The 16,860-nt window shown below is 35.3% G+C and carries 15 protein-coding genes; 9 read left to right on the forward strand and 6 right to left on the reverse strand.

What is annotated here, in order from left to right; all coding sequences use genetic code 11:
• Positions 1-2: 2 nt before the first annotated feature.
• The 5 genes from LB452_RS04810 (at position 3) to LB452_RS04830 (ending at position 6,235) form a co-directional block, all read left to right on the forward strand.
• A complete protein-coding gene (locus LB452_RS04810; RefSeq protein ID WP_224460592.1) occupies positions 3-563 on the forward strand; it encodes a chalcone isomerase family protein in 561 nt (186 codons plus the stop codon).
• A 4-nt stretch (positions 564-567) separates the two neighbouring features.
• Positions 568-993, forward strand: coding sequence for a DUF2147 domain-containing protein (locus LB452_RS04815; protein ID WP_224460593.1), 426 nt, complete (start codon positions 568-570; stop codon positions 991-993).
• Between the two features lie 17 nt (positions 994-1,010).
• Complete coding sequence (priA, locus tag LB452_RS04820) at positions 1,011-3,473, forward strand: replication restart helicase PriA (protein WP_224460594.1); 2,463 nt, start codon at positions 1,011-1,013, stop codon at positions 3,471-3,473.
• A gap of 86 nt (positions 3,474-3,559) precedes the next feature.
• Positions 3,560-4,513, forward strand: a complete 954-nt coding sequence (locus LB452_RS04825; RefSeq protein ID WP_224460595.1) for a hydrogen peroxide-inducible genes activator — start codon at positions 3,560-3,562, stop codon at positions 4,511-4,513.
• 195 nt (positions 4,514-4,708) lie between these two features.
• Positions 4,709-6,235 (forward strand): SulP family inorganic anion transporter, encoded by a 1,527-nt coding sequence (locus LB452_RS04830; RefSeq protein ID WP_224460596.1) that lies wholly within the window; start codon positions 4,709-4,711, stop codon positions 6,233-6,235.
• A 390-nt stretch (positions 6,236-6,625) separates the two neighbouring features.
• Here the strand turns inward: LB452_RS04830 and rho are convergent, their stop codons facing one another.
• Positions 6,626-8,461: a transcription termination factor Rho gene (gene rho, locus LB452_RS04835; RefSeq protein WP_224460597.1), complete on the reverse strand. Its 1,836-nt coding sequence runs from the start codon at positions 8,459-8,461 to the stop codon at positions 6,626-6,628.
• Between the two features lie 170 nt (positions 8,462-8,631).
• On the opposite strand from rho, the gene LB452_RS04840 reads away from it, so the two are divergent.
• Positions 8,632-9,042 carry a DUF4293 domain-containing protein gene (locus LB452_RS04840; protein WP_224460598.1) on the forward strand — a complete coding sequence of 137 codons (411 nt, stop codon included), beginning with the start codon at positions 8,632-8,634 and terminating at the stop codon, positions 9,040-9,042.
• Positions 9,043-9,406: 364 nt separating this feature from the next.
• On the opposite strand, the gene LB452_RS04845 is transcribed toward LB452_RS04840, so the two are convergent.
• Positions 9,407-9,910, reverse strand: coding sequence for a metallophosphoesterase family protein (locus tag LB452_RS04845; protein ID WP_224460599.1), 504 nt, complete (start codon positions 9,908-9,910; stop codon positions 9,407-9,409).
• Positions 9,911-9,992: 82 nt separating this feature from the next.
• On the opposite strand from LB452_RS04845, the gene truA reads away from it, so the two are divergent.
• Complete coding sequence (gene truA / locus LB452_RS04850) at positions 9,993-10,760, forward strand: tRNA pseudouridine(38-40) synthase TruA (RefSeq protein WP_224460600.1); 768 nt, start codon at positions 9,993-9,995, stop codon at positions 10,758-10,760.
• The gene (locus LB452_RS04855; RefSeq protein WP_224460601.1) at positions 10,747-12,516 is read left to right on the forward strand and encodes an ABC transporter ATP-binding protein; all 1,770 of its coding nucleotides are present in this window, start codon (positions 10,747-10,749) and stop codon (positions 12,514-12,516) included. Before truA ends, LB452_RS04855 begins: the two co-directional genes overlap by 14 nt.
• Here LB452_RS04855 and cdaA read toward each other — a convergent pair.
• Both cdaA and folP read right to left on the reverse strand, forming a co-directional pair.
• Entirely contained in the window at positions 12,513-13,292 is a 780-nt protein-coding gene (gene cdaA / locus LB452_RS04860) for a diadenylate cyclase CdaA (RefSeq protein ID WP_224460602.1), read from the reverse strand. The two genes, LB452_RS04855 and cdaA, sit on opposite strands and share 4 nt — an antisense overlap.
• A 3-nt stretch (positions 13,293-13,295) precedes the next feature.
• The gene (gene folP, locus LB452_RS04865; protein ID WP_224460603.1) at positions 13,296-14,123 is read right to left on the reverse strand and encodes a dihydropteroate synthase; all 828 of its coding nucleotides are present in this window, start codon (positions 14,121-14,123) and stop codon (positions 13,296-13,298) included.
• Between the two features lie 105 nt (positions 14,124-14,228).
• On the opposite strand from folP, the gene LB452_RS04870 reads away from it, so the two are divergent.
• Positions 14,229-14,462 (forward strand): DUF5652 family protein, encoded by a 234-nt coding sequence (locus tag LB452_RS04870; RefSeq protein ID WP_224460604.1) that lies wholly within the window; start codon positions 14,229-14,231, stop codon positions 14,460-14,462.
• Here the strand turns inward: LB452_RS04870 and gldG are convergent.
• Together gldG and gldF are read right to left on the reverse strand one after the other, a co-directional pair.
• Positions 14,459-16,132, reverse strand: a complete 1,674-nt coding sequence (gene gldG / locus LB452_RS04875) for a gliding motility-associated ABC transporter substrate-binding protein GldG (protein WP_224460605.1) — start codon at positions 16,130-16,132, stop codon at positions 14,459-14,461. The genes LB452_RS04870 and gldG overlap by 4 nt on opposite strands.
• Positions 16,129-16,860 (reverse strand): gliding motility-associated ABC transporter permease subunit GldF, encoded by a 732-nt coding sequence (gene gldF / locus LB452_RS04880; RefSeq protein ID WP_224460606.1) that lies wholly within the window; start codon positions 16,858-16,860, stop codon positions 16,129-16,131. Before gldF ends, gldG begins: the two co-directional genes overlap by 4 nt.

Consider the following 16,860-nt stretch of genomic DNA (forward strand, 5'->3'; position numbering starts at 1 on the left):
CTATGAAAACACGCTTTTTAATGATTCTAGCCATTGTAATTGCTTCTACAACGTTTGCACAAACTGAAGTTGCTGGAGTTGAACTTCCTGATAATTTTCAAGTAGGGGAAGCAGAACTCAGTTTAAATGGTGCTGGAGTACGTGAGAAATTCTGGATGGATATGTATGCAGGAGGACTTTATACTGCTCAAAAAATGACAGATGCTCAAAAAGTAATGGATGCAGATGCGCCTATGGTCATTAAGATACATATCGTTTCTGGATTAATATCAAGCGATAAAATGAGTTCTGCTATTGAAGACGGGTTCAAAAATTCAACAAAGGGCAATACAAAACCTTACAGAGTAAAAATTGATAAATTCATTTCCTTCTTTTCTGATGAAATTACCAAAAATGATGTTTTTGATATCACTTATACTCCATCATCTGGTGTAGTGGTTTTCAAAAATGATAAGGAGTTAGGTAGCATTGAAGGTGCTGATTTCAAGAAAGCTCTTTTTGGCATTTGGTTCTGTGACAAGCCAGCGGATAAGGATTTGATGAAAGGCATGTTAGGACAATAATCATATGAAATATTTGATATTACTTACAGGTTTCCTTTTTGGAAACCTTATTTATTCCCAGCAAGTCTATGGTGAATGGAAAACGATAGACGATGAAACGGGTGTTGCAAAATCTATTGTTGAGGTCTATGAGAATGATGGTGAGGTTTTTGGGAAGGTGAAAAAGATTCTTAGAGAAGACAAGAGAGACGTTCGCTGTACTGAATGTAAAGGTGATTTGAAAAATCAAAAAGTAGAGGGAATGGTGATTTTGGAAAACCTTTCTAAAGATGATGACAAATATAATGATGGTACTATAACCGATCCTGAAAATGGGAAAACTTATGATGCCAAGATTTGGCTCAAAGAAGGTGATTCTAATACACTTATGGTAAGAGGCTATGTCGCCTTCTTTTACCGCACTCAGCAATGGAAAAGGGTTAAAAATTAACAAATAACTTTTATTTCATGTCCTTCTTTATCGATGTCATTGTTCCTTTACCTCTAGAGCAGAGATTTACTTATTCTGTAACTGATGAAGAGAATGAACGATTGCAAATTGGAATGAGGGTAGCGATACCTTTTGGTAAGCGGAAAGTCTATACAGGAATTGTTGCCAAAATCCACAGCACGCCACCCCTTCGATATGAAGCCAAACCTGTTGAAGAACTTCTTGATGAGTCACCTTCCGTTACTGCTTATCAGCTCAAACTTTGGAAATGGATTGCAGACTATTACTTGTGTACGGAAGGTGAGATTTTAAAATCAGCCTTACCAAGTGCACTTTTGATAGAAAGTGAAACAGTCATTGAGCCTCACCCTGATTATGACATCCATACAATTGATAAGGATAAAAACCTTAACGATAGCGAATATTTAATCCTGCAAGCCCTTCAAAAGCAAAGCTTGCTGAAAATCAGTGAGATCACGCTTATACTTGAAAAGAAAACCATCTTTCCAGTCATCAATGCAATGGCAGAAAAACGATTGATTCTTATAAATCAGGAATTAAATAAACAATACAAGCCCAAACTTCAGAAGTATATAAAACTTTCTGACCACTACTCATCCGAGGCAGAATTGCCAGGACTTTTAGAAAGTTTGGAAAGAGCGAACAAACAGAAGGAAGCTCTTTTGAAATTGTTTAGTCTACAGGCTCAAACTCAGAAACCAATATCATTAAAAATACTGAAAGAAGAAACTGGAGTTTCTGATTCAGTGATAAAGTCATTGGTTGATAAGTCTATCTTTGAAGAATATTACATTAAGAAAGATAGAATCCAATACGATGGAGATTCATCTTCGCACAAAATCAATCTTAACGACTATCAGACTGAAGCTTTAGAGGACATTGAAAATGGATTCAAGAAACATCCCGTGTGTTTGCTTCAAGGTGTCACTTCTTCAGGCAAAACTGAAGTCTATATTAAGCTCATTGAAAAAGTGATAAGGAACGGTAAACAAGTGCTATACCTGCTACCAGAAATTGCGTTAACTACCCAGCTTATTCAGCGTTTGCAAGACTATTTTGGAGATCAGGTTTTAGTTTACCATAGTAAATATTCTGTCAATGAAAGAGTCGAAGTTTACAGGCATGTTCTTGATGGAACAAAAGGTAAAATAGTAATAGGTGCGAGATCTTCTATTTTCTTACCATTTCAGGATTTGGGGCTCATCGTTGTTGATGAGTCACACGAAAGCAGTTTCAAACAGTTTGATCCCGCTCCTCGTTACCATGCCAGAGATACAGCGATTGTGTTAGCTTCCTTTTTTAAAGCCAAAACACTTCTGGGCACCGCGACGCCAAGTGTGGAAAGTTTTTATAATGTTAAACAGGACAAGTATGCATTTGCTCAACTGACAAGACGTTTTGGCAATGTGATTCCACCCAAAATTGAGCTTGTTGACTTGAAAGACCAACAGAGAAAGCAGAAGATGACTGGTCATTTCTCTGAAACTCTTCTTAATGCCATTAAAGAAACTTTGAAGCAAGGACAGCAGGTTATTCTTTTTCAAAATAGAAGAGGATTTTCTCCAATACTGGAATGTAACACTTGTGGTCATGCTCCGCAATGTCCCAATTGTGATGTGAGTCTTACATACCATAAGCATAATAATACGTTGAGGTGTCACTATTGCGGTTATCACATTGCCATGCAAACCAAATGTATGGCTTGCGGTTCAACCGATGTGACAACCAAAGGTTTTGGCACTGAGCAAATAGAGACGGAGCTCCATGCTATGTTTGAGGACAAAATTATCAAACGAATGGATCTCGATACGACGCGTGGAAAATATGCTTACGAAAAAATTATTTCTTCTTTTGAGAATAGGGAAATCGATATTTTAGTGGGTACACAGATGCTGACCAAAGGTCTTGATTTTAGGCACGTAAAGCTGGTGGGTGTGATGAATGCAGACAGTTTGCTCAATTTTCCAGATTTTAGAGCTCACGAGAGAAGTTTTCAATTATTAGTTCAGGTTGCGGGTAGGGCAGGACGTACCGAAGAACAAGGTCAGGTCCTAATTCAAACTTATAACCCTTATCACAGAATATTACAACAAGTAACCACCAATAGTTACGATGAAATGTTTAAGGAACAATTGGATGAGCGTCGGCATTTTAAATACCCACCCTTATTTAGAATGATCAAGGTCACTTTTAAATCGAGGGATTTAAATAAAATGAATGAAGCTTCTGACTGGCTAGCGCTTTACTACAGGCAAATTTTTACAACTAATGTTCTTGGACCGGAATTTCCAGCTATATCGAGAATCAGAAACCAATACCACAAAAATATTCTGATCAAAATTCCGCATGAACAGTCACTAGCAAAGACTAAAGCATACGTTAGAGCAGGTTTTGATAAGTTTAAATCGATCGCTCAGTTTCGTTCTGTAAAAGTAGTGGTAAATGTGGATCCTTATTAACATTTTACCATTAAATCATAATTACAGCTTATAGACTTATACGATTCTCCAATACTATTGTATTTTTATAGAAAAATTATTCAGCAATGACTATTACTCAACTTACTTATGTGCTTGCGGTAGCAGAATATAAGAACTTCACCAAAGCTTCAGAAAAAGTGTTCGTTACTCAGCCTACACTAAGTATGCAAGTCCAGAAACTTGAAGAAGAACTTAATGTAAAGATCTTTGATAGAAGTAAAAAGCCTATCAAATTAACTCCTGTTGGTGAGAAAATAATTGAGCAAGCCAAAAACATAGTTAATGAAAGTGTGAGAATTCAAGACATTGTTGATCAGCAAAAAGGCTTTGTAGGTGGTGAATTCAAACTTGGAATTATCCCGACAGTCATGCCAACCTTACTGCCAATGTTTCTGAATAATTTTGTGAAAAAATATCCAAAAATCAATTTGAAGATTGAAGAGCTTCATACCGAAGTGATCATTGAAAAATTGATTGATGGTCATCTGGATGCGGGGATTGCGGCGACTCCGCTTGGTGATGAGAAGATCAAGGAAAAACCATTATACTACGAGCCATTTATGGCTTATATACCTGAGCAACATAGATTATTTAATTCTAAAGACATAACAGCTGATGATTTAAATGTGGATGAAGTTCTGTTACTTGAAGATGGGCATTGTTTTAAAGACAACATTCTTAATTTATGCAAAACAGCTCAAAACCTACCGGATCAAAGACGTTTTTATCTTGAAAGTGGAAGTTTTGAAACCCTTATAAAATTAGCCGACGAAGGTTTGGGAATGACTTTATTGCCTTATTTACATACTTTAGACTTAAAAGAAGGAAAGCAGAAAAACATAAAGTTTTTCAAAAAACCTTATCCTTCAAGAGAAATAAGTTTGGTTCATCATAAGAATGAATTGAAGTCGCATATCATCAAAGCACTACAAGAGTCGATCAACTCAATCGTTAAAGCTGCAATACAATTTCAGGATGTTGAGATCATCAGCCCTTTAAATAAAATAAAAGGCAAATAAACAACTGAATACTAGCTGTTTGTGATTTTGTCTGTTTAGATTAAAAAAAAGTAATTTTCACTCTGTTTGTTATAGTTTATCCTCTACATTTGCAAACTTTAACAAAACATATTACCGTTAGTTTATAGCAGGATTTAGTATTCTTCTTTTCTCACTGTAATTCAACACAGAGATTATTAAATTTTAAACAAACAGATGAAAAAGTTAATTAATTTATTCGATTTTAAACAAAAAGTAGATTACAAGAATGAAGTTTTGTCAGGCTTGACTGTTGCTTTAGCCTTGATTCCTGAAGCTGTGGCTTTTGCGCTTATTGCAGGCTTATCCCCCCTTACAGGATTATATGCTTCATTTGTAGTTGGACTTGTCACCTCTATATTTGGTGGTCGACCAGGTATGATTTCTGGTGCTACTGGTGCGATAGCTGTTGTGATAATCGCATTAGCTGTAAGTCATGGACCTGAATATATTTTTGCAACGGTTATTTTGGCCGGAATTATTCAGTTTTTGGCTGGTGTCTTAAAACTTGGTAAACTTATGCGACTGGTTCCACACCCCGTGATTTTTGGCTTTGTGAATGGTTTGGCCATCATTATTTTTATGTCTCAACTCAATCAATTTAAAGACAGTGATGGGAATTGGTTAACTGGCGATGCTCTTTATATTATTTTAGGTTTGGTACTATTAACCATGCTTATTATTTGGGGTTTACCCAAATTGACTAAAGTTATTCCTGCATCTTTAGTTGCTATTCTTGTTGTATTTGGTGTGGTTATAGGTTTTGGTATCGACACTAAAACCGTTGGAGATATAGCTTCCATAAAAGGAGGTTTCCCACCATTTAATATTCCTGATATTGCTTACACCTGGGAAACTTTTATGTTGATTTTACCTTATGCAGCTATTGTTGCTGGTGTTGGTCTCATCGAAAGTTTATTGACTTTAAATATCGTAGATGAAATCACAGAAACACGTGGAAAAAGTAATAAAGAAGCCGTAGCTCAAGGTGCTGCAAACATCTTCTCTGGTTTCTTTTCTGGTATGGGTGGTTGTGCGATGTTAGGTCAGAGTTTGATTAACGTTTCAAATGGTGCTAGAGCAAGATTGTCTGGTATTGTGGCTGCTGTTTCGCTTTTGGCCTTTGTGTTATTTGGTTCAGGTATAATAGAACAACTTCCGATGGCTGCTTTAACAGGACTTATGATTATGGTAGCTGTTGGAACCTTTGAATGGGCAAGTTTGAGAACATTCAATAAATTCCCAAAAGCAGACATTGTAGTGATGGTTCTGGTTGCAATTGTTACTGTGTTCTTACATAATCTAGCGCTTGCTGTTTTAGTTGGTGTTATTATTGCTGCACTGGTATTTGCGTGGGAAAACTCAAAACGAATTAGAGCCAGAAAATACGTCGATGATAAAGGTATCAAACACTATGAAATCTTTGGCCCTTTATTTTTTGGTTCAACTGAAGTATTTGATTCAAAATTTGATGTGGCAAATGATCCTGATGAAGTCATGATAGATTTTACTGAAAGTCGAGTTACTGATATGTCGGCAATAGAAGCTCTAAACAAACTGACCGAACGCTATCATAAGTATGGCAAAAAAGTCTACATCAGAAATTTGTCCAGTAGTAGCCATAAAAAACTTATCAAAGCTGATAAAGTGATTAATGTTAATATTGTTGGAGAACCTAGAAAACCTAAGGTTGTTGAAAGTTAGATTTTTTTAATCTTGCGAATCAAAAATATTTTTCAATAAATTTATGGTTATTGAATTTTGATTACTGCGAATTTTTGGCTTCTTCTTAGGCAATCATTGTAAATATATCCTTTAGAGCTTATTGAGTAACATATACTGTAAGATTGGATTAAAACCTCTTTCCAGCTAGCGATAGCCTGCCTTTGTCGGCAGACAGGCGTCACACTCCTGCTCTATGGCTATAAAGAATATATTCATAAACAGAGAGCTTTAAATAAAATAAGATTAAGCCGAATATTTAAATATCATAATTCAAACTAAGTTAAATAGAAGGGAATTTACAGAGTTTTAAACATTAAAAATCCCCATTAGAAAAATTCTAATGGGGATTTTTTTGTTGAAGAAAAAATCTTATCCATTCATGGACATTAAAAACTCTTCGTTAGATTTAGTGTCTTTTATTCTTTGATTTAGAAATTCAATAGCTTCTATAGGATTCATATCTGCCAAGTATTTTCTCATGATCCACATCTTCTGAATTTGATCATCACCGAGTAAAAGATCGTCTCGTCTTGTACTGGATGAAGTTAAATCGATAGCAGGGAAAATTCTTCTGTTGGCAATTTTTCTATCCAGTTGAAGCTCCATATTACCCGTTCCTTTAAATTCCTCAAAGATAACTTCGTCCATTTTAGAACCTGTATCTGTCAATGCTGTTGCTATTATAGACAATGAGCCACCGTGTTCGATATTACGGGCAGCACCAAAGAATCGTTTTGGTTTATGAAGTGCGTTTGCATCTACACCACCACTTAAGACTTTACCACTAGAGGGTTGTACGGTATTGTAAGCTCTAGCAAGACGCGTAATAGAATCAAGTAAGATAACAACATCATGACCACACTCCACAAGACGTTTAGCTTTTTCAATGACTAAGTTAGCAACACGTACATGTTCGTGAGCTTCTTTATCAAAGGTAGACGCTACAACTTCCCCACGGACATTACGCTGCATGTCGGTAACTTCTTCTGGACGTTCATCAATTAGTAAAACGATTTGATAAACTTCCGGATGGTTCGCAGCTATCGCATTAGCGATATCTTTGAGTAGCATTGTTTTTCCAGTTTTTGGCTGAGAAACAATCATACCTCTTTGTCCTTTACCTATTGGGGAGAACAAATCGATAATTCTCGTAGAAAGTGTGCTCTGCTTTTCTGCCAATCTGAATTTTTCCTGAGGGAATAGAGGCGTCAAATGTTCAAAAGAAACTCTGTCTCTTACAATCTTTGGATCAAGACCGTTTATTTTTTTGATCTTAATTAATGGGAAATATTTTTCACCTTCTTTTGGTGGTCTTACCTCTCCAAGAACTGTATCGCCTGTTTTTAAACCAAAAAGACGAATTTGAGATTGAGACAGATAAATATCATCTGGTGATGACAAATAATTATAGTCAGAAGATCTCAGGAATCCATATCCATCTTGCATCAAGTCAAGAACACCTTCACTTTCTATGATCGAATCAAATTCGAAATCTGGATCTTTATATTTGTTACGACTGTCCCTATTTCCATTTTTGTCACTCGACTTATTATCATTCCTGGATTTAGGGTTCTGGTGTTTTGGATTTTGTGGTTTTGGAGAAGGAGAATTCTTTTGTGAATTGTCTTTATTTTGATGGTTGTGTTGAGGAACCTTTTTCTCCTTTATTTCCTTGTCTTGTGCTGCAGGCTTCTTTTCCTGGTTAGGATTTGAAGATTGGGCAGTTTTTGGATTTTGAGCGGGCTTCGAAGATTGATTTGGCTTTGAAGGCGCTTTTTCCGTTGTATTTGCCTTAGGTTGATTTTTCTCTTCAGGTTTAGATTTATTATCCGCCTGCTTAGAGGTGTCACTCTTATCAAAAGGATTCTTAGGGGCCTTTTTAGGTTCACCTTTTTGAACTCTTTTTCTCGGTTTTTTTGAAGTTTGACTTTCTTTGACAGAAGTCTTTTCTTCGGTAGGTTGACTTTTTTCTTCTTTAGGAGAAGATTCTTTTTCCTTAGGTTTTGCTTCAGAACCAGAAGATTTCACTTCTTTTTCCTTACTAAGAATCTCTTTCATCTTTTCTGGGTTGGCAGCTTGATAATCCAAAATCTGGTAAATTAAATCTAATTTTTTAAGACTTCTGAATTTTGGAACTTTCAATTCTTTGGCAATTTCTTGTAAGTCTGAAAGTTTTCTAGACTTTAGTTCAATAATTTCTAACATTGATCTTTTTTGAAATTAAATAGTTTCGAGGGAGATTCGAATTTAAATTGATGATTTGTAACCGCTTAGGAAAGCAGTAGTTTTGTGACTTTGCAATTATACAACTTTATTTTATTTATAAATATTAATTCTCAAATATTCTATTATTTTTGCTGCTCAATATTTAACAAATGATACAAAGAATTCAAAGCTTATATTTGGTTATTGCAATCTTGCTAAATGGAGTGCTTAGTTTTTATTCGCCACTTTGGATAACTTCAGATAATGTAGAAATTTTCGCTATTTCTCAGCCTATAGCTATATCTTTGTTTTTGTTATCAGTTCTTATTTCGATTATAACTTTATTTTCATTCAAAAGAAGGAAACGTCAATTTGTCTTAGGACGAATTAATATCATATTGAACTTTGTTTTAGTAGGTGTTTTTGCATATTGGACGCTAAGTTTACCTGGAGAGATGGATATCTCAGAGAAGGGTATTGGGATGCTTCTTCCAATAATTTCTATCGTTTTTATTGCTCTGGCCAATAAGGCTATCAAAAAGGACGAAGATCTTGTAAAATCTGTGGATCGATTGCGATAAACCTGAAATCTTAGTAATGTTAGTGCATGAAAACCCCGAGCAGCCACTCGGGGTTTTTTGCGTTTTATACAATTACAAGATCATTTTAAGACTGGTCTATTTTTCTTCTGAATTTACTCCCGTTATCTTGATAACTTTTAGACAACAAGCCTAAATTTTATAAGTTGATTTATAAGCTAGGATTACTTGTAGAAGAAAACTTCATGAGTTATGACTCATAAATTACTTGCGTTCACCTAAAGTCTTTTAGAATATTTTTTAATCAACTCACTAAATACTGGACATCGAATATTGAATTTCGAAAAAATCTATTCTCTATTTTCTGTGGTCTATTATCTACCCTCTATGGTCTATTTTCCAACCTCTACCGCCCTCTTTTGCCATAATCTATGACTTCTAAGTCTTTGATTTTTCCATCCTCCAAAATAAATTTCAGCATTGTTCTTTTTACATGAAATCCATGTATACCTATCGCCCCTGGATTCATGTGTAACAATCCAAGTTTTTTATCATTCATGACTTTCAATATATGAGAATGACCACTTATGAATAATTTAGGGGGGTTGTCTTTGATTTCATCTTTTATATCTCTGCTATACCGGTTTGGATATCCACCAATATGAGTCATCCAAACGTCAACACCTTCCATTGTAAAACGTTGGTTTAAAGGAAATTCACTTCTCAATTCATGTCCGTCTATATTACCATAAACTGCTCTCAATGGCTTTATCTCTGCTAAAGCGTCAGTTACTTTTTGATCACCAATATCTCCTGCATGCCATATTTCATCTGATTTCGATGCCCATTTTAATATCTTTTCGTCTATATAGCCGTGGGTGTCACTCAGTAATAATATCGATTTAGCCATTCCTTTTTCGAGGCAATATAAATAAAGCTTTAGATTTTGGTCTGTTCTTGATTGTTATCTTTGCCATCAAAAATTATTAGGGGTGAGATACATCATTCAACTTTCTTATTTAGGTACTAATTATCACGGATGGCAAAAACAACTTGATAAAATAAGTGTACAATCCCAGGTCAATCATGCCCTATATACTGCCCTTCAGGAAACCATAGATGTGGTAGGAGCTGGCAGGACAGATACAGGTGTCCATGCTTCTGGATACATTGCTCATTTTGATAGTGAACAACATATTGTAGATTATAAAAAGCTCATTTTTAAATTAAATAGTATTTTACCTCCAGACATAGCGGTTCATGCTTTCAGGAAAGTGGATACAGATTTTCACGCTCGCTTTGACGCCATATCCAGGACTTATGAATATTCTATTGTTCAGTATAAAGATCCTTTTTCTTTGGGTAAAAGTTATTTTGTGAAAAATGAGCTTGATGTAAAAGCCATGCAAAAGGCTTCCAACCTCTTATTTAATCATAAAAATTTCAAATCTTTTTCCAAAGTTAAAACTGATGTTTATACATTTGACTGCGATATAAAAAAAGCAGATTGGCATCAAAATGGACATCACCTCTTTTTTGAAATTTCTGCCAATCGGTTTTTGAGGAATATGGTCAGAGCTATTGTTGGGACTTTAGTTGAAGTAGGGTTACACAAAATATCTGTAGAAGAATTCAACCAAATTATACTAGCTCAAGACAGATCCAGAGCTGGAAAATCTGTCCCGGCACATGCTTTAGTTTTGAAAAATATAGAATATCCTCAAGAATATTCTGATAAGTCAACAAATGGAAAAGAATAGCGGAAACGCCTTTGATACTAAACTCTTTAAGAGACTCTTAAAGTACACAGACCCTTATAAAAAAACATTTTATTTTGTAGGATTTGCTGCTATTGCATTATCTGGACTCGGCGTGCTCAGGCCTTATTTATTGAGATTAACAATAGATGAAGGAATTACAAAAAGCGATGCCGATAGTTTGATCTTTTACGTCAGCACCATGCTGGTTGTTCTTGTTTCCGAAGTGATTTTTCAGTTTAGCTTTATTTTTTATGCCAATTGGCTTGGACAAGAAGTGATTACAGATATCCGTATCAAGCTCTATAAGCATATGATGAATTTCAAAAAGCAATATTTTGATAATTCATCTGTAGGTCGATTGGTGACCAGAGCGGTAAGTGATATTGAGACCATTGCCAGTATTTTTAGTCAGGGCTTATTTATGATTATAAGCGATTTATTAAAGATGATCGTGGTTTTAGGATTCATGTTTTGGCAAAGCTGGCAGCTAACTTTATTGGTCCTGACGGTTTTACCTTTCATTATATATGCCACGCGTGTATTTCAGAAGAAAATGAAAATTGCTTTTGAAGAAGTAAGGACACAAGTTTCAAACTTGAATTCATATGTCCAGGAGCACATTACCGGGATGAAAATCGTCCAGATCTTTAATCGAGAAAAAGAGGAATACAATAGATTTAAAGACATAAATAAAAAACATAGAGAAGGTTGGATAAAAACTGTTTGGTACAATGCTATTTTCTTTCCCATCGCAGAAATGTCAACTTCTATTACCATTGGATTGATTGTCTGGTTCGGTGGCTTGCGAGTGGTTGAGTCCGATGCGTTATCTCTGGGTATTATTGTTATGTTTATTGAACTGTCTCAGATGTTGTTTCGACCGCTTCGACAGATTGCAGATAAGTTTAATTCATTGCAGATGGGAATGGTAGCTGCCAACCGTGTGTTTAAAATTCTGGATACAGATTCTCAAATCGAAAACTCTGGTACAATTGTTCCTCAAAAGTTGAGAGGTCACATCAGATTTGAAGATGTAAGATTCAACTACATTCCTGACGAAGAAATTCTGAAAGAAATTTCCTTTGAAGTTCAGCCTGGAGAAACAGTCGCTATTGTTGGGGCGACCGGAGCAGGGAAAAGCACTGTGATAAATTTATTAAGTCGTTTTTATGAAATAAAAAGCGGGAAAATATTTGTTGATGGTGAAGATCTCAAAAATTATGAGCTCACTGCTTTAAGGAATCAAATAGCTGTGGTGCTTCAGGATGTGTTCTTATTTGCAGATACTATTCTTAATAATATAACACTTAATAAAGAAGGAATTACAGAAGAACAAGTGATTTCTGCGGCAAAAGACATCGGTGTTCACGAATTTATTTCTTCTTTGCCAAACACTTATCATTATAATGTCAAGGAAAGAGGGGTTATGTTGTCCTCAGGACAACGCCAGTTGATAGCTTTCTTGAGAGCCTATGTGACCAATCCGAGTGTATTGGTTTTAGATGAAGCTACATCTTCTGTAGACAGTTACAGTGAACAACTAATCCAGGACGCCACAGAAAAGCTAACAGAAAACAGGACTTCTATTGTTATCGCACACAGATTGGCAACGGTCAAGAATGCAGATAAGATTATAGTGATGGACCTTGGAAAAATTGTTGAAACGGGAACGCATTCAGAATTACTGAAAAAAGAGGAAGGGTATTACAAAAATCTTTACGAGGCGCAATTTCAACATGAAGAAGAGATCAATTAGCTTAAGTCTTCTTTGATTTGATCAATCAATTTTTCCAGATCATCAAAAATATTGAATTCTCCGTTTTTTAAATAAGAAATTTGACCTGTTTCTTCACTAACGACCAGAGCAACGGCATCCGTTTTTTCACTTATTCCTACAGCCGCCCGATGTCTCAGTCCAAATCTCAAAGGAATATCTCTATCATTGCTGACAGGTAATATCACACGAGTTGCAGTAATTCTCCCATCTTCAATGATAATAGCACCATCGTGTAGAGTACTGTTTTTGTAGAAAATGGATTCAATAATTGGTCTGTTGACTTTGATATCCATATCATCGCCAGTGTTTTTTACAAAATCGAGTTTAGTATTTCTTTTAATGACGATAAGCGCTCCTGTCTTTGTGCTACCTAATTTTTTGCAAGCTTCAACAATGATATCAACATAGTTTTGTGTTTTATTCTCCCGATTCGAAAAACTAAGTTGAAACCAGTTGTTTTTCCCTCCAAAGCTAGTCGAACCAACCATAAGTAAGAATTTTCTGATCTCTTGCTGAAATACAACAATCAGCGCAAACATCCCTACACCAATAAATTCTCCGAGAACGCTGCTTAGCATTTCCATTTGAAGCAGTTGCGTTAATTTCCAGATCAGATAAATAATAACAATACCGATAAAAATATTGATGGCTGCTGAGCCTTTGACAAGTTTATAGATGTAGTATAAGAGTACAGCAACTAATAGGATATCTAGAATATCTAAAAATCTAAACTCTAAAAAATCTAAACCTGTCATATTCTAGTTTTCTTTCAATTCTTGGTACAAGGTAACGCATTGCTTTGCTTCGAGCACATCATGAACCCTCAATATTGAACTACCGTTCATCAGTGCAACCATATTTAAAGCTGTAGTCCCATTGAGCGCATCTTTAACTTCTATAGATAAAGTTTTATAGATCATAGATTTTCTGGAAAGTCCGGTAAGCATTGGAACATCAAGGTTTTTTAGGACTTTGAGATGATTGAGTAACTCGAAATTTTGGTTAATATTTTTTGCAAAACCAAATCCTGGATCAATGATTAAGTCATTGATACCCTTGCTTCTTGCTTCACCTATTCTTTCAGAAAAATAAAAAACCACCTCTTTAACTAAGTTTTGATAATCTGTAAGTTGCTTCATGGTTTGCGGAGTTCCCCGCATGTGCATCATGATGTAAGGTACTTCGTATTCAGCTATCAAATCCATCATTTTACCATCAAGCTTTCCTGCAGAAATATCATTGATGATATGTGCACCCCGATCTAAGCTTTCTTTTGCAACCCTACTTCTAAAAGTGTCTATAGAAATGATTATATCTGGAAATTCCTTTTTTACCTGTTTTAAAATTGAACTTTGCCTTTTCAGTTCTTCATTTTCACTGATGTCATCAGCTCCGGGTCTTGTACTGTAGGCGCCGATATCTAAGATATCCATGCCTTCATGGATGTTTTTTTCTACCTGTCTAAGTACTTCATTTTCATTTTTGAATTTTCCACCATCATAAAAAGAATCCGGTGTCAGATTCAAAACTCCCATCACTTTAGGTATTGATAAATCAAGTAATTCTCCTTTGCAGTTAATTGTCATAAAAACAAATTTATAATTTTAATGGACTTTCTAAACTCTTTTGTTTAACTCCTTTTAGATTTATTTTAGATTTTATGCTAAATTAGGTATCTAAACTTCTGAATAATGGATCTAACCCAACCCGACTTTCTATCATTTATAGATGATTATTCCTATCTTATAGGCATCATTCTTTTCCTTGTCATTGTCGACGCTATTTTAAAACTTATCACTTTATGGCAGTCAGCCAGACGTAAGCAAATTGCGTGGTTTATTTTTTTAGCGCTCATCAACTCTTTAGGAATACTACCAGTGATATATCTTATTGTCAATAGAAATAAAGATAAATTCAGGCGTTAATTCTTGCTGTATTTTCTTTTTCTCCAATAGTGAAACAAAGCACCGAAAGCAAATAATGAAAGGAGAGGAGCTGCTATATTGAAAATCTGCCAGGTTAACATTTCAGCCTCCAGCTTATCTAGATTCATCTCATCCAGACGAATTGATTTATTTCTTGTATTCACTAAATCCTTGTCACCAAGTAGAAAATTCACCGTATTTAGAAGGAAAGTTTTGTTGCCATAGGTTATTCCTGAATACCTGTCAAAACCTAACTCTAAGGGTTTACCAGATTGAATTTGATTTTTGATGACATCACCATCAGAAATAAAAACTTGCTGCGTTGAAGGACTTTTATCTAAAGGATTTGACAACTGAAATGGTTTTAACTTGGCTTTAAAAGCCGAATTGAATTCACCTTCCACCATTACAGCCATTGGAAAATTACCTGAAGTATAAAGCTCTGGATTTGGCTCCTCTTTGATCTGGTTCAAATTGATTTCAAAAGGGACACCTATTTTTCTGGAGAGTTCTGAACTTTCCAGCAATATTGTTTTCTTGAGCTCAGATTTTAAAGTGTCTATTGGGTTTGCAAATTCAAATTTTACAGGATTTAGATTACTTGTTATGGGATGCTCATCGGCAAAATTTGCAAGCGGATCGTAAAACCATGGAAACCTAGAAAGTTGAGTAGAATTTCCACTCCCAGAAGCTAAAACAATAGGAGCAGAATAAAGATCATTTATGAGTTGAGGATTGATTCTAATTCCATATTTGAAAAACAAATTGTATAAATTCAAATTTCTAGGTAAGGCCAAAGCAGATTTTGAAGCTCTGTAGAGACTATCTTTTTCGACATTGACATGTTCCGTGAGCCAAAGGATTTTCCCCCCATTCATTAAATACTGGTCTATGGCATAATTTTTTTCTTCACTGAAAGGCTGAGTTGCTTTTGCATCTATGATCAGGTCGTAAGTTTTTAACTGGTCGACAGTTCGTTGTGGATTACTCTTTACAGAATCTAATGTAAAAGGTGCAATTAGATAATACTCTTTAAGTGTAGTGAGGAAGTCTGAGAGATATTTATCTTCAAGCTCGCCTTGACCTTTTAAAATAGCGATTTTTTTACTTCTTTCCCGAGTCAATTTAGTGATAGCATTGATAAAGCCATATTCAAGATTTTCAATTGATTTTTGAACCAATTCAGAATTGCTTTGTGTCAATGTTTTGTGCAGGAGTTGAATGGAAGACTGCTGATTTTTATAATTGGCAACAGCCCAGGGAAATATTACGCGTTCCGTGAGTTTGCCGTTTTTGCGAATGTTCAATGATTCTGGTGGCATGTCTTGTTCATAAAAGAGATTAGCAACTTCCATGGCTTCCAGATTGCTATCCAAAGGATCGATTAATTCAAATTTAATATTAGAATTGTATGCGCGAAGTTCTTCAAGTATGTAGCGGGTTTCTGTTTGTAACCTTTTGAATTCTGAAGGTAAATCTCCTGTCAAAAACACCTGGATAAGAATAGGATCTTCTATTGATTCTATTAATTCTATGGTTGGTTTGGATAGTGTATACTTTTGATCTGAAGTGAAATCTACTCGCGTAAAAAATTGCGAAGCCAATACATTCAGAAGTGTGACGACAACTAAAGTTCCCAGAACTTTTTTCAGTATGGGTCTTGTTTTCATTCTGAAAGTGTTTTTAGTTGAAAACGCGTCAATGCTAAAAATGAAACGCTAATACTTAGCAGGTAAACTAAATTTCTACTGTCCAGAATTCCTCTTGTTATACTTTTGAAGTGGTAATTAATTCCGAAGTATTCCAGGGAGTATAATTGTGAATCTCCTATTGCAATTGAATTCAATCCATCAAAACCAAAGTAGAGAAATAAACTTATAACAGTGCCCCAAATAAAGGCTACAATTTGGTTGGTACTCACAGATGAAGCAAAAACACTGATAGAGGTGAAACAGGATATAAGTAAAACCAGTCCAAAGTATGAACTAAAAATAACACCATAATCTACATATACATCTTCGGCAGTAAGCGCGGAAAGACTTATTAAATAGAAGAAAGTAGGTAAAATGGCGATAAGACTTAAACACAAACACCCAAGAAATTTTCCAAACACAAGTTGATTCAGACTCAAAGGTTTTGTGAGTAAAAGTTCCATCGTGCCTTGTTTTCTTTCTTCAGAAAAACTCCGCATGCAGATGGCAGGAATTAAAAATGCAAAAACCCAGGGTAAGGCTTCAAAAAAGGGAATGAGGTTGACGTAGCCTAAGTCGAAAATATTGAAAGGACCTGGAATGATCCAGATTAAACTCCCTATTGAAATTAAAAATAATCCAATGACAATGTAGCCAATCGCACTGGAAAAGAAACTGTTGAATTCTTTGTTGAAGATGGCTAGCAT

The sequence above is a fragment of the Psychroflexus longus genome (assembly GCF_020164595.1).
Classification (GTDB): Bacteria; Bacteroidota; Bacteroidia; order Flavobacteriales; family Flavobacteriaceae; genus Psychroflexus; species Psychroflexus longus.

What these genes read in the sequence shown, in the direction of transcription:
- LB452_RS04810 (WP_224460592.1), top strand. Translation starts at nt 3, where the DNA reads ATGAAAACACGCTTTTTAATGATTCTAGCCATTGTAATTGCTTCTACA.
- LB452_RS04815 (WP_224460593.1), top strand. Translation starts at nt 568, where the DNA reads ATGAAATATTTGATATTACTTACAGGTTTCCTTTTTGGAAACCTTATT.
- priA (WP_224460594.1), top strand. Translation starts at nt 1,011, where the DNA reads ATGTCCTTCTTTATCGATGTCATTGTTCCTTTACCTCTAGAGCAGAGA.
- LB452_RS04825 (WP_224460595.1), top strand. Translation starts at nt 3,560, where the DNA reads ATGACTATTACTCAACTTACTTATGTGCTTGCGGTAGCAGAATATAAG.
- LB452_RS04830 (WP_224460596.1), top strand. Translation starts at nt 4,709, where the DNA reads ATGAAAAAGTTAATTAATTTATTCGATTTTAAACAAAAAGTAGATTAC.
- rho (WP_224460597.1), bottom strand. Translation starts at nt 8,461, where the DNA reads ATGTTAGAAATTATTGAACTAAAGTCTAGAAAACTTTCAGACTTACAA.
- LB452_RS04840 (WP_224460598.1), top strand. Translation starts at nt 8,632, where the DNA reads ATGATACAAAGAATTCAAAGCTTATATTTGGTTATTGCAATCTTGCTA.
- LB452_RS04845 (WP_224460599.1), bottom strand. Translation starts at nt 9,910, where the DNA reads ATGGCTAAATCGATATTATTACTGAGTGACACCCACGGCTATATAGAC.
- LB452_RS04855 (WP_224460601.1), top strand. Translation starts at nt 10,747, where the DNA reads ATGGAAAAGAATAGCGGAAACGCCTTTGATACTAAACTCTTTAAGAGA.
- cdaA (WP_224460602.1), bottom strand. Translation starts at nt 13,292, where the DNA reads ATGACAGGTTTAGATTTTTTAGAGTTTAGATTTTTAGATATTCTAGAT.
- folP (WP_224460603.1), bottom strand. Translation starts at nt 14,123, where the DNA reads ATGACAATTAACTGCAAAGGAGAATTACTTGATTTATCAATACCTAAA.
- LB452_RS04870 (WP_224460604.1), top strand. Translation starts at nt 14,229, where the DNA reads ATGGATCTAACCCAACCCGACTTTCTATCATTTATAGATGATTATTCC.
- gldG (WP_224460605.1), bottom strand. Translation starts at nt 16,132, where the DNA reads ATGAAAACAAGACCCATACTGAAAAAAGTTCTGGGAACTTTAGTTGTC.
- gldF (WP_224460606.1), bottom strand. Translation starts at nt 16,860, where the DNA reads ATGCTAGCCATCTTCAACAAAGAATTCAACAGTTTCTTTTCCAGTGCG.